Annotated in this window: 11 protein-coding genes; 1 reads left to right on the top strand and 10 read right to left on the bottom strand. The window is 64.9% G+C overall.

From position 1 onward, the window contains the following. Positions 1-22: 22 nt before the first annotated feature. Positions 23-829 (top strand): PIG-L family deacetylase, encoded by an 807-nt coding sequence (locus AB0N65_RS13310; protein ID WP_364162103.1) that lies wholly within the window; start codon positions 23-25, stop codon positions 827-829. Between the two features lie 93 nt (positions 830-922). On the opposite strand, the gene AB0N65_RS13305 is transcribed toward AB0N65_RS13310, so the two are convergent. The 10 genes from AB0N65_RS13305 to AB0N65_RS13260 all read right to left on the bottom strand — a co-directional run bounded on the left by AB0N65_RS13305 (position 923) and on the right by AB0N65_RS13260 (position 12,100). Next, positions 923-1,144 (bottom strand): hypothetical protein, encoded by a 222-nt coding sequence (locus tag AB0N65_RS13305; RefSeq protein ID WP_201434580.1) that lies wholly within the window; start codon positions 1,142-1,144, stop codon positions 923-925. A gap of 53 nt (positions 1,145-1,197) precedes the next feature. Next, positions 1,198-1,878 carry a deoxyribose-phosphate aldolase gene (gene deoC, locus AB0N65_RS13300; RefSeq protein WP_364162099.1) on the bottom strand — a complete coding sequence of 227 codons (681 nt, stop codon included), beginning with the start codon at positions 1,876-1,878 and terminating at the stop codon, positions 1,198-1,200. A 118-nt stretch (positions 1,879-1,996) separates the two neighbouring features. Further along, positions 1,997-2,872, bottom strand: coding sequence for an FAD-dependent oxidoreductase (locus tag AB0N65_RS13295; protein WP_364162096.1), 876 nt, complete (start codon positions 2,870-2,872; stop codon positions 1,997-1,999). 171 nt (positions 2,873-3,043) lie between these two features. Then, entirely contained in the window at positions 3,044-4,390 is a 1,347-nt protein-coding gene (locus AB0N65_RS13290) for a patatin-like phospholipase family protein (protein WP_364162093.1), read from the bottom strand. Further along, positions 4,387-4,872 carry a hypothetical protein gene (locus tag AB0N65_RS13285; RefSeq protein ID WP_364162090.1) on the bottom strand — a complete coding sequence of 162 codons (486 nt, stop codon included), beginning with the start codon at positions 4,870-4,872 and terminating at the stop codon, positions 4,387-4,389. Before AB0N65_RS13285 ends, AB0N65_RS13290 begins: the two co-directional genes overlap by 4 nt. Continuing rightward, entirely contained in the window at positions 4,869-5,351 is a 483-nt protein-coding gene (locus AB0N65_RS13280) for a hypothetical protein (RefSeq protein ID WP_364162087.1), read from the bottom strand. Before AB0N65_RS13280 ends, AB0N65_RS13285 begins: the two co-directional genes overlap by 4 nt. Then, a complete protein-coding gene (locus tag AB0N65_RS13275; protein WP_364162084.1) occupies positions 5,348-6,307 on the bottom strand; it encodes an acetoacetate decarboxylase family protein in 960 nt (319 codons plus the stop codon). Before AB0N65_RS13275 ends, AB0N65_RS13280 begins: the two co-directional genes overlap by 4 nt. After that, positions 6,304-7,359, bottom strand: coding sequence for an esterase (locus AB0N65_RS13270; RefSeq protein ID WP_364162081.1), 1,056 nt, complete (start codon positions 7,357-7,359; stop codon positions 6,304-6,306). The genes AB0N65_RS13275 and AB0N65_RS13270 overlap by 4 nt, the downstream gene beginning before the upstream one ends. Next, a complete protein-coding gene (locus AB0N65_RS13265; RefSeq protein WP_364162078.1) occupies positions 7,356-9,413 on the bottom strand; it encodes a hypothetical protein in 2,058 nt (685 codons plus the stop codon). Before AB0N65_RS13265 ends, AB0N65_RS13270 begins: the two co-directional genes overlap by 4 nt. Further along, positions 9,410-12,100, bottom strand: coding sequence for a GMC oxidoreductase (locus tag AB0N65_RS13260; protein ID WP_364162075.1), 2,691 nt, complete (start codon positions 12,098-12,100; stop codon positions 9,410-9,412). The genes AB0N65_RS13265 and AB0N65_RS13260 overlap by 4 nt, the downstream gene beginning before the upstream one ends. Between the last annotated feature and the right edge of the window lie 19 nt (positions 12,101-12,119).

Raw genomic sequence — 12,119 nt, 5'->3', positions numbered from 1 at the left:
CAGCATCGCAGAAAGGGCTTGGATGCAACAGCAAACACGTATCGAACGTTCCATGGCAGGAGATGCGCCTTGGCTGGTCCTGTCGCCCCACCTTGATGATGCGGTGCTGTCCTGCGGCGCGCTCATGGAAGCCGAGGCACAAAGGCGCCAAATCACCGTGGTCACCCTCTTCACCGAGGCAAGCACGGTGCCGCACACCCGCGCAGCACGCTCGTTCCTCGGTCAGTGCGGCATCAGCAAGGCCGGACAACTCTTCGAAGCCCGCCAAGCCGAGGACCGGGCAGTGCTGGACGGCATGGGTGTCCAGCACCTCCATCTGGGAGCCGTGGATGCCCTCTTCCGCAAGCGTGAACCGTTCCGGAAACGCAAACCCATCCGGTTCGTCGAAAGGGCATGGAACAAGCTGCCTCCCGAGCTAACACACCGCTACCCGACGTACCGGTTCGATATCGCCTTGGGAAGAGTGGCAGCGGGCGACCATGCGCTCATTGACGAGCTCCGGAACAAAGTTGCCGGGCTCATGGCGCGAACCGAGGCGGAACTGCTCTTCTGTCCGGTGGGAGTGGGGAAGCACGTCGACCACCTCATAACGCGTGAGGCAGGATCAGCGCATCCGGACAGCGTCGTGCTGTACTCGGACTTTCCTTATGATCTCGCGTCGCCACCGGACACGGCGCTGTTGGAACGGCGAGGCTTCCAGCCTTGGACGTGGGAGAAAGGCATCGTATCCAAGCCTTCACGGATACGGGAATATGCAACCCAAGCAGACGCCCTGTTTCCCGGTGGCGAAATACCTGTCAGGGCGGAGACCTATTTCGTTACCGACTGAACCGGCAGCCGCAGGAACGTTAGCGCTGAAAAAGGCCCGGGCCATTCCGCCCGGGCCTTATGCTCCCACCACTGCGAGGAGTGCTGTGGGGTTTTAGCTTTCGCCTGCCGAGTCTGAACGCCCGAGGATGGTCTGAGGGATCCAGAAGGCCAGGGCAAAGAGGCCCAAGCACACGGCCATCGGCCACGGGTTGTCCAGCGTCAGGAAGGACAGCGAGTAAATCGCACCGAGGAACAGGACGATGATCACCAGGAACAGGACAATGCTGGTGCCCAGGTTGTTCTCTTTTTCAATCGGGGCAGTGTTCTTGGACATTCATTCCTCCTCGGCCCCGCAGGGCTCAAATTCCGCGGCGGCTTCCGGGAGCCTCAGTAGCCGGATGAACCTTGTTCACCCTTGACGATGGCAATCCCGGAGCTCGCTCCGATACGTGTTGCACCAGCAGCAATCATAGCCTGTGCATCAGCGAGGGACCGCACTCCGCCGGATGCCTTGACGCCCAGGTCCGGACCCACCGTCTTGCGCATGAGGGCAATGTCCTCGGCGGTTGCGCCGCCGCCGTTGAAACCCGTGGAGGTTTTGACGAAGTCAGCACCGGCTTCCACCGCGGCTTCACAAGCGGTCACCTTTTGCTCATCGGTCAGCATCGAGGTTTCGATGATGACCTTCAGGATGGCCTCGCCGTTGTGGACGGCCTCCGCGACGGCGGTGATGTCCTCCACCAGGGCGCCCTTGTCATTGGCGCGGGCAGAAGCAATGTTGATGACCATGTCGACCTCGTCAGCGCCGTCAAGCACGGCGCCGCGCGCCTCGAACGCCTTGACATCGCTGGGAGTGGCTCCGAGCGGGAACCCAACAACCGAGCACGTCAGTACGCCGGATCCTTTGAGCGCCTTGGTGACGGTTTTGACCCAGATCGGATTGACGCAGACGGATTTGAATTTGTACTCGATGGCCTCGGCGCACACCTTCAGGACGTCAGCCTCGCTGGCCTCGGGCTTCAACAGGGTGTGGTCGATGTAGGAGGCGATGCCGGCTTGGTTGCTCATGGGATCCTTCCGTGCCGGGCGTGGCCGGCCCGATGGCCGCAGGGTTGTCACTGCCCGTCAAAGGACCATCTTGCCACATGGGCGGAAGCCGGCCGCGGGCCGGAACCGGTAGGAAAAATCACGCGGCGACGTGAGCTTGGTGCGCCGCGGCAGCAGACCCGGCGACGGCCGCAGCCAGCAGCCCCGAGGCGCACAGCATCGCGGAGGATTCAGCGGAGAGCAGCAGTCCCAGGCGAAGACCGTCGCAGGATGCCGCGTCGCCTATTGCCCAGATGCCCGGGACGGAAGTCGCAAGGTCCCGCCCGACCGCAATACCGCCGTCGGGAGATTTGACGAGGCCGGCACTTTCGGCGAGTTCGCTGCACGCCGTCCGCTCTTCGGCCAGGACCACAAGGTCGCCGTTCATGCTGCTGCCATCCTCGAAGAGGATCCCCGTTGCAGGCAGTGCAGAGCCGGCAATGGACGGCACGACGGCGGACGGACGCAGCGTGGTGCGCACCGGGCGGACGCCGCGTGCGCGGAGCACGGCCTCGGCTTGTCCGGCGGCAGGGCCGGTACCCACAAGGATTCCAAGGGGGCGGCGGCCGACCACGCGGGTGGCGTCCTTCACAGCTTCGCCGATGGCGCCGGCGTCGTCGATCGTGGAGTAGTTCAGTCCGAAGGTGGAGCCCGTAACCGGTGGCAGCGCGGGGGTTGAGCCGGTGGCGATGACGAGTTGGTCGTAGGTGAAGTCCAAACCATCCACGGTGGTGACGATGCGGGCATGGGGGTCGATGAAGCTGGCTGCCTGACCAAAGCGGACCGACACCTGGGGCAGTTCGGCCAGTTCCAGGAGCGCTTCCGGGCACTCGTCACGGTTGCTGAGCACGGTGATGGTGCCGGCGAACGGCCGCAATGCGTGGCGGGGCGCAGAGTTACCCGTGAGGCGCCGCACCAGGGCCTGCGCGGCCGGGCCTGCACCTGCGATGACGACGTGGAGGGGTGCTGTGGACATGGTGGGTCCTTTCGCTGGAAGACCTGTTGGTGCTGTTGGTCTTCAGCGTAGGGGGCCGGTTTTTCGTGGGTGTTTCCCTGCTGTTGCCATCGCGGGTAGATCCGTAGCGTGGTGTTTACCGGGCGGTAATAACGTGGGTCACATCCAAGGCAACACCCAACGGCAGCATGGTCAGTATCGGCGTAACAGTTCCCTTAGTCCGTTGGCAGCGAACCCCGCCACGGCGTCTGCCCGGTCCACGAAACCGTGCGCACCCACGGGTTCCACGGATGCCAGGAGGCCCGCGGCGTCGGCCAGGCTCATGGTCAGTTCTGCCGTAGCGTCGCCGATCGTCAGTTGCGCACGGCGCGAGTCCATCCACGCGTCCGGGCCGGGGTCGTCATGCAAGGTGCGGGTCACCGCAACGTCCTGCCAGCCGCCGTCGAGCTTCACCCGCGCCCGATAGGTGATGTCGGCGCCCCCGGTTTCCACGTGGCCCCCGGCCAGGAAGACGCGGCCACCGAACCGGGGGTGCTCCACGTAGCCCGTGAGCTGCGGTGGTTCGTCCACGGCGGCGGAGGGCAGCACTACCGTGGCCCTGAACGTGAGTGCATGGGCGCCGATGTCTCCACGGAGGGTGTCATTGAAACGCACTCCGGCCGGTGGTTCGGTCATAGCCGTGGCACCTGGGTCCTTGGCAAGGCCCGCCGGCGTCATGGAGTCCAGGTACGCGACCGCGTCCCGGTAGCCCATCCCGATCAGTGTGTCGGCGTCGATCCTGCCAAGGTAGAACTCCGGGTCCAGCGGCAGCGGATGTTCCGGCCGAACCATATGCAGCACAAAGTCGCGCCCCGCCCCGGCAGCCGCCTCGAAGTCCGCAAGGAGGGCACCCATGGCACTCATTTCGATCATGTGCACGTACTGTTCCAGGGGGCCGTCGCCCCAATAGGGCGAGTTTCCGATACACCAGATGAGCCACACTTCGTCCGCGCCGCGGCGCAGGGCTTCGGCGATGTTGGCGTCGCGTATCCAGACAGCGTCCGTCCACACTTTGCCGTCGCGTCGCAGCGGCCTGAGGAAGATGGGGAGCGACATGCCGGCGGCCATCAGTTCGGCATCGATGGCTGTGGCGTCTATCGCATGGGATCGTTTTTCGGTGAACTCCACAACGTTGAAGGAACCTTCGACGGCGCCCGGTTCCGCCGCGCGGCCACGGATGGCGGCGTCGTTGATCCCCAAGGCGGGAAAAACCTTGTTCAGGATTCCCTCGGCGTCACCGATGGCCGGCAGCGACCATGGCCCTTTGAGGTAGTCACCGAACGGGAGCGCCGAGCCGAAGTCTTTGACGTCAACACCTGACCAGCGTGCGCACATCTCCTGGGGCGACACTCCGGAAAGCACCATGCCGGCGGTGAGGATCCCGCCTGAGGTGCCGTCGACGTGCTGGAACTCCAGACCTTCCTCGGCGAGGGCCCGGAGGACGCCGGCCTGCCACGCCACGCGCATCCCGCCGCCGGCCAGCACAAGTGAGCGTTTCATGGGGTCCGGCCCTGGGGACCCACGGGACCCAAGTCCACAGCAGCCGGGCTGATGCGGCGCCAATAGACGAAGAGGAGGACCGCCGTCGCGAGGTCGAAGAACGCGACCAACAGGGCGATCGGTGCGAAGACGCCGTTCATTACCCCTATGCCCACGGCACCGAACGCTCCGGCCTTCTGGATGCCGGACCACAGGACCACCTCGGGCGACGGGACTGCATTGAGGAGGGTGTGCAGGAGCAGTCCGCCCACGACCACCATGAACATGCCTACTGTGCCGAACAGTTGGCGGGTTTCCGGCGTGGAGTCGGCGCCGATCAGCTGCAGGACGGTTCCGCCGAACGGTACCTGCACGGCGCCTGTCACCACGGTGATGATGGCGATGGCTGCAAGGATGGCGCGCAGGGGATCGGCGCGGGACCAGGCCAGCAGCCCGGGTTGCCGTGCATGGTGCGCGGGTTGGGCGGGCTGGTGCGCGCTCATGCGAAGGCCTCCCACAGTCGCCCCCGGTCAACCAGGAGCCAAACAATCGCTGCCCAGGTCAACGTGGAGACGTAGAACCGGATGTCGTTGAGCGTCATCCATCGTTTGAGCAGGCCGCGGAGTTCCGTGTCGTCGGCGAAGTCACCGCCCCGGATACGCACATTGATCGGAATGATGATGCCTTGGCCCACCCAGGTGAGGGCGATGATTCCCCCGAGGCAGATGATGGCGGGGATGAGGCGGATGGTGCCCCACTCGGACCAGACCAGGATGCCGCCGGAGATGAACATGATGGGCACGATCGCCGTGAAGAATTTGGTGGCGGCACGTGTGGGGATGCCGAAGTAGGTGTCCACGTTGTCCCGGGACAGGCCGTGCCACGTGGGGTAGAGGAAAAGCTTCAGGACCCACATGGTGCCCACGTACATGGTGGCGCCGAACAGGAAGTACAGCGCATTGACGAGGAGGAGCCAGTTCATTGGGCACCGCCAGTGACGGCGGCGCCTCGGACCCTGCTGCGGTCCGGCGGTGCCAACCACTCTTGCCCCTGCCCGAGGCTTACTACGCTGTCCAGCATGTCGCCGCCGCGGATCGCGGCTGCGTCCGCTTCCGAAGGCGCGGTCAGGAACCAGGCCTCGTAATGGTCGTCCAGGACGCCGTGCGCCTGCGGCAGCCAGGCAGTGAAGATCGGTTTGCTCTCCACCTGCAGGTTCTTCAATGGTTCGACGCCGGGCGCGTCACCAAGGATGAGGCGCGCCTTGGCTTGTGATCCGAGGGCGATGTCGCCGGTGGCCTCGAAGTAGATGTCCGATTTCCAGAGCATGTTGCGGAAGACGCAGTAGTTGGAGGCAGCGAGCTTGAGCGGCAGGGCCAACGGTTCCGGGCGTTCGATCTCGATGTAGCAGCCCAGTTGCCCGTCCTTGTCATACTGCGCGGAGACTGTGGAGTCCGTGACCACGAAGTCCAGGTTGGCTTGGTGCTTGGGCATGCCCCATATGCCCTTCCCGCCCTTCACGGAGATCTCGGAACTGACGGGAAGGTCCACCACGAATTGGCCCAGCTTAAATGTCTTCTGGAAGAGCAGCGGCAGGATGGGCGGGGCGGGCCTGCTGCCGTGGGTGATGGCGATGGCCAGCGAGTATTCTATGTACTTGCCGATGTCAGTGGATTTGTAGTTGACCACGGTGACCACCAGGAGCCCCTTGCCCCCAAGGCTGAATGGCCTCATTTCCGTTCCGGGGAGCGCCGCGGCTGCTGCCCTCTTGTTGATGGGGAAGGCCGCCATCAGCACGGGTGAATCATCGGAATTGACGGGCATCGTGTACTTGATGCCGTCGGCCAGGGCGTGCTGGCCACGGAGCCGTTCCTGCCTGCGGGGAACGGGCGAGGGCATGAGCTTGAGCACGGGGGCGACCAGCTCGGTGATTGTTTTCATGAGTTCAGCTCCTGTGCTCCGTTTAGCTCCTGGACAATGACCGGAAAAGTGTCTTGCCATGCGTGGTCGCCGAAGAAGACGTCCAGATGGCCGTAGCCGGGGATGAGATGAAGTGAGTCTTTGCCGGGGCGGTGCTTCTGGAAGAACTCGAAGGTGCGTTGCTGGCTTTCGGGCAGGAAGCAGCGGTTGTCCAACCCCGCTATGAACGCGAACCGGGCATCAGTTCGGGGAGCTTCAGCCACGAAGTTGTCCGGCAATTCGGGGTGGTCCCCGGCAGCCACCATGTGGCCTTCCCTGATGCTGCGTCCCATTTCCTCGAAGAACGTCACGGGAACTTCTGCGAACTCGCCGCTGAGCCATTGGTGGGTGGCGTCGTCGAGGTTTTCATGGGCCCAAAGGGCCGGGCGTCCGCTGCCGTACGTGAAGCTCACCATCTTGCAGACAGTGTTGTCGCACTCGTGGTGCGTGGCTTTCACCAGGCCGCGGATGGCACGCGTGAAGTACCCTTGCGACTTGTAGCCCCACGCGGGGGACAGGTATGGCGTGAAGGCTTTGACTACGGGCGTGAGGTAGTCGATTTTGAGCCGCGAGAAAGCCGGGACCACCGGATGCAGGGAAACGGCGTTGGAGACGATCGTGTCCACCTGGGGAAGCAACCCGGCAACAGCTGACATCGTGAACGATGTGGAGCCTTGGCAGTGGATGACGGCTTTCATGGTTTCCGCGCCGGTGGCTGCGAGCACATGCTCGACGGCGGCGGGATGGTCGTTGACGGCCGCATCCGCGAGCGTCCAGGACAGGGGGTCGAGGTCGATGGATGCCCGCCAGTTCAGCATCCACACATCCCATCCGTCCTCCAGCAGGACGTCCACGACGGTGGTCCGGACAGGTGGCCTGAACAGCTCGGCCCTCACGCCGGAGCCATGGACCAACAGGACCGGACCTTTCGTGGCCTCCGCCGGCGAGGTCACATGGACCAGGCTGAGGGGCGTGTTGTCCCGGGCACGGAACGGGATGACCTCGGTCCGGTGCTCGGCACGGGTGATCATCATGATGCGGTTCCCTTCCGTGCGATGGTGATGGGTTTTTCAAGCAGCCGCACGGCGGGCAGGCCGGAGGCCGGAACCAGCCGCGCGCCGTCGTCGTTGGTTGGAAACTGCCAGTCGCGGCAGATGGTGTCCACCACCAGCGGGTAGACGGTGAGGTTGCCGTCGGCGGCGAGGTGGAGGCGGAGGAAGCCCTTGTGGTCCTCGATCGATTGCCCGGACATCTTCCACGAAGACACCTCGCCAGTGGGAGTTGTCAGAATGAAGAGCGCGAAAGCCTCGCTGCCGAGCGCCCAGCCGCCAGCGTAAACCACCGCGAGCGCCAGGACGAAGGTCAGGAAATTCGGCCAGTTTTCGGGCCAGGGAAGCAGGATGACGACGGCGGTACTCACCGCGAGCGCGGACAACTGGTAGAGCGCGCCCCGGGTGAAGACCACGATTCCCGCCTGGGCTGCACCGAGCCACCGGGCGGACAGGGAGACGACCGCGAGCAGGAGCGGCATGGCCAGAATCAGGACGACGGCGAGCAGCGGCGTGTTTCCCTGGGCGAGGCTGCGGAGGCTGTTCCCGAAGGACTCACCGCGGAACGCGCTGAGGAGGGTCCACAGTGTCAAGGCTGCGATCACGTGGAGGGTGCCCAAGGACAGGCCGAATCCGGGGTTGCGGAGGGGAAGCCATGACGGCGAGAAGGGGTTGGCGAGCCGTGGCCCCAGGAGGTGTGACTCTGCCGGGCCGGGGTAGGTGGATGGTGCGCGGGTAAACCGGCGGGCTTTTGCTGGGTTTGCTGTGTTCACTGGGTCGGGCGCGCTGGAGGTCCCGCCCGGGGCGCTCGCATGGGGTGGCAGGAGGAGGTCTTCCGGGAGCCAGTGCACGTCCGAGAGGTAGGCGCCGCCCAGGCCGCACGTCATCATTTGTGTCTTGGTGGGGTCGGGCCCGGGGCGGTCGGGTCCCACTGTTTCTTCGTAGCGGGAGTAGTGGTGGAGGTCGCCGCTCAGCCACAGCCGGACGTTTGCGCCCGTGGCCTCAAACGACCCCGTCGCCGGGTCAAAGCGCCGGCGTAGGTAGTCCTGTTCGAAGAAGTTCACTTGCCGGAACTCGTTGGGTCCTGTGTGGTTGGCAGCCGCGTCCACCGGGGCAGCGTCCACCCAAAAGGGCGCGGCGACGCAGAGAATGATGGCGTCCCCGGGTTGCAGTTGCAGGGTGACGTTCCGGTAAAAGTAGTCCAGCTGCGGTTCGTCGATGTATTGGCCAAGTTGGCTGTCCAGGCCCAGGAGCCACCAGCCGGGGGTGCCTTCCCGTCCGGGTGACGGGGGTTCGCCCGTGAGGCGGACCGCGAAGTAACTCCGGGTCTGTATGGTCCGCCACGCCCCGATGCTCCGTTGCCGGGTGAACATCCGGATGAATGACGTGAGGCCGTCGTACCAGTCGTGGTTGCCGGGGAGCGCGAGCATGACCGGTACCTCGTTGCGGGGCCTGCTCTGCGTTTCATTTCCGGCATTTGGGGCGTTATGCGGGCCCCGCAATGCAGGATTTGGCAGCGCCGTCCGGTAGGGCCCGGCCATCCGGTCCTCGTATGCCGCGGGGGAGGCCACGGGATATACCTCGTCACCACCCAGGACGAGGACTTTGGCCCGTGGAAGCTCCAGCCCCTCCACTGTCAGCTTGTCCTGGGCCAGGAGCGAGGCGACGGTGTACGTGGCGTCGAAGCCATCGCCCAGGTCTGCGGTGAAATCAAGCCACAGCTCTGCCGGAGGAACCGGCCGGTCTCCTTCGGATTCTTCAAGCGCCGCTCCGTTTCCCAGCGCCCCCGGGTGCGGCAGGCCGCGGCTCATTACCGGCGGTTGAGCGGGTTGGCCCGGGACCGGGAGCTTGTCCAGGCGAAGGGGATCTGAGGGGAAGCTGCCTTCAAGCTCCCGTTTGTCCCCAAAATCGGCGAAGACCGTTGCGGCCATGACTTTCAGTGCCGTCCTCGCCAAGGACCTGGGCGAGAGCCACCGGACCGCAGGCTGGGGAGTGAAGCCCAGGACAGCGCACTGCTTGGCGAGCTCCCGACTTTTCATTGCCCAGGCGGGGTCTCAGGAGGAACAGCATCCAGACGGGCCGTCGGCCGCGGAGGGAAGCGAAGCGGGAACGGCACCCTCTTGACCGCCCGGCCGTAAACCTGCCACAGTTCACCGGCGAACAACTTCATGAAGGCAGCAAGACCCGCGGCGGGTGCAGGTCCTTCCGCGCGGAACGTGGTCAGTTGCTTGGCGAAGTCGAGCGGACGGATGTAGAGGATGCCTGCACCCACCACTCCCTCCTCCCCGCCGATGACCTCGCCGGCTTCCGGCGGCACGTGCCCGCGCAGGATCGTGGCATAGAGGATAGTGGTGTCCTGCCAGATATCCAGCCCGGCCTCGTTGTGGATCAGTTTGTGTCCAGTGAACGTGAACGGTGTTCCACCCGGATCGCGTAGCCAGAGCCGGTACAGCATGCGCCGGGCTGGTCTGCCGTCATCTGAGGTGGCCTCGACGAACAGGTTGAACCAGCCGCGCTCCACCGGCAACCTGCCCCCGAAATAGTCCGCGAGGACATAGCCATCGGCCTTCGCAGGATGGCTCGGGTCAGCGACGAAGGCCTCAATATCCTCTGCGGTGATCGTCAGTTCGAACATGATCCTGCGGCTGCGGTCCCGGCCCAGGCTCCGGCCCTTTTCCGGATCGGTGACTCCGGGGCTGAACCAGCCATGCATTTGCTCAGTGAAGCGTACGGATGTCGCGTCTTGCGAAACGCCTGCTGCTGCGGGACGCAGGCCCCGGGCGCGAGTCTCCGGTTTCGCCTCCGCCCGGGCGGCGGGAGTTTCCTCGCGGGCGGCCTTGCCTTTCGTGGCGTCCGGTGCCAATGCCCGCGGAGCCGACGCACCGACGTCGACGACGGCGCCGGCGTAGTCGCGCGGAAGGGCGGCCCCAGTCCGGGCGGCCATGGAAGGGGTGATGCCCCGCCGTCCGGGTCCGCCATCGTCACCCAAAATGTGCGCGCACGCGCGTTCGGCGAAAGCGGAAATCGTCAGCGACGGGTTGGCCCCCACCGGACCCGGCATTGCCGCGCCATCCACGACGTACAGGCCCGGGTATCCAAACACTTCTCCGTAGGAATCGCACACCGCTTCGCCGGGGTGGCGGCCTGATGGTGCGCCGCCAATGGGATGGACAGTGATGACGCGCTTTACCCACCACAGGGGGTTGTCGATGAAATCGCCGTCGAGGTCCTTGGCGATCGAGGCCATGGTTTCGCGGACCCGGCCGAAGTACTCCTTGGAGGTGGCCATGGTCCACGCAATCGCGAGGCGGCCGTCGCGGAGGGTCATGACGCCGTCGGGAATGTCCCGGCCCATGCCAAGCAGCGGCACCGAACTGGACGACAACCGACCGTCACCCAACGCTGCGGCAAGGTCGGCGGACACGTTGGAGCGCCCGGCATCGAACAGCCTGTCCTTCAGCAATTGCCCGGCCACTTTCGCGGTGCGTTTGACGGTGGTTCCGAGCTGGGCTGTCTCGATGAGCCAGTTGATAAAGGCTGGATACCCGGCGTCCTCCACGTAGTAGCCGCGACCGTCGCCGTCGTCGTCATTCAAATCAGGGATCCTGATGGCCGTGGTGATGACGGGACCGCGGCTGCCGGTGAGCGTCCGCACGCCGGGACGGGAGCCGTTGGTCGGGGGAGTCTTGGCGTCCATGATGAACGTCAGGAGGTCGCCGTTGCCGCTGAAGCGTGTGCCAAGCGCATCGCTGAGTGCCGGGAGCGAGCCGCGGTTGCGTAGCAGCAGGAAGTTGGTTCCAAAAGTGCCCGCGCCCAGGATGAGCCGGCGGCAGTGGATGATTTGTTCTGTCAGCAGGCCGCCCTGGTTTTCCGGCCGATGAACTACGTAGCGGACCTCATAGCCGCCACCATCCAAGGGCCTGATACCCCGCACATCGTGGAACGTCCGGACGTCCGCGCCCACGGCGGCAGCAGCTGAAATGTAGTTATGGTCCAGGGTGTTCTTGGCACCGGCGTTGCAGCCGATGTCGCACTCGCCGCTGAGCGTGCACGTTGTCCGGACGGTGTTGGGGCCGTGAATGCTGCCATAGTCCGGCAACGGGAGCGGTTGGTTGGTCCTTGGTTCGCCGTCACGTTCGGCCGCGAAGGTGACGGCAATCGGCGGCCTTGAGATGGCGAGACCCAGATTGGCTGCTGTTTTCTCCATCGCCAGGGTCTTTGCCGTGTCCTTGTACGGATAGGGAACCGGGCGGAGCATCTCCTCTGCCGCTTTGTAATACGGATCAAGGTCGGCTCGGGTGAACGGCCAGTTCTCGTAGCCGCCGCCGGGAATGGGCGACTCATTGACGAACCATTTTTCATCTTTGCGCAACAGCACATTGGCGTAGATCAGGGAGCCGCCGCCCAGCCCGCTGGACACGAGCCCTTCGGTGCCGCGGAAAGTCCACGCGTCGAAGAGCCCGTACAAACCGCGGTCCGGGTCCCAGAAGTTCCGCCCCATCTCCGACGGCGACCGTGCGAAGCTCCCCGGCGGGTACGGTTTGCCTCGCTCCATGAGCACCACGGATTGCCCTGCTTGGGCCAAGCGAAGGGCGGCCACCGAGCCGCCGAATCCGGAGCCCACCACCAGGGCGTCGACTTTTTCGATGCCGTCGCTGCGGCGTGGTTGATCAAAAGCGGGTCCCGGACCCGAGTTTCCAGTGTTCGCGTTCCCCAGCCGAACCATGGCCGTTCCCCTCAACCGA

The sequence above is a fragment of the Paenarthrobacter sp. NPDC089322 genome, from assembly GCF_040684895.1.
GTDB lineage: Bacteria > Actinomycetota > Actinomycetes > Actinomycetales > Micrococcaceae > Arthrobacter.
The sequence above is the reverse complement of the archived record's forward strand: the minus strand, read 5'-3'. Positions and strand labels throughout refer to the sequence as shown.

Excerpts from the sequence above, each read along its gene's own strand:
- AB0N65_RS13310 (WP_364162103.1), top strand. The coding sequence starts at position 23 with ATGCAACAGCAAACACGTATCGAACGTTCCATGGCAGGAGATGCGCCT.
- AB0N65_RS13305 (WP_201434580.1), bottom strand. The coding sequence starts at position 1,144 with ATGTCCAAGAACACTGCCCCGATTGAAAAAGAGAACAACCTGGGCACC.
- deoC (WP_364162099.1), bottom strand. The coding sequence starts at position 1,878 with ATGAGCAACCAAGCCGGCATCGCCTCCTACATCGACCACACCCTGTTG.
- AB0N65_RS13295 (WP_364162096.1), bottom strand. The coding sequence starts at position 2,872 with ATGTCCACAGCACCCCTCCACGTCGTCATCGCAGGTGCAGGCCCGGCC.
- AB0N65_RS13290 (WP_364162093.1), bottom strand. The coding sequence starts at position 4,390 with ATGAAACGCTCACTTGTGCTGGCCGGCGGCGGGATGCGCGTGGCGTGG.
- AB0N65_RS13285 (WP_364162090.1), bottom strand. The coding sequence starts at position 4,872 with ATGAGCGCGCACCAGCCCGCCCAACCCGCGCACCATGCACGGCAACCC.
- AB0N65_RS13280 (WP_364162087.1), bottom strand. The coding sequence starts at position 5,351 with ATGAACTGGCTCCTCCTCGTCAATGCGCTGTACTTCCTGTTCGGCGCC.
- AB0N65_RS13275 (WP_364162084.1), bottom strand. The coding sequence starts at position 6,307 with ATGAAAACAATCACCGAGCTGGTCGCCCCCGTGCTCAAGCTCATGCCC.
- AB0N65_RS13270 (WP_364162081.1), bottom strand. The coding sequence starts at position 7,359 with ATGATGATCACCCGTGCCGAGCACCGGACCGAGGTCATCCCGTTCCGT.
- AB0N65_RS13265 (WP_364162078.1), bottom strand. The coding sequence starts at position 9,413 with ATGAAAAGTCGGGAGCTCGCCAAGCAGTGCGCTGTCCTGGGCTTCACT.
- AB0N65_RS13260 (WP_364162075.1), bottom strand. The coding sequence starts at position 12,100 with ATGGTTCGGCTGGGGAACGCGAACACTGGAAACTCGGGTCCGGGACCC.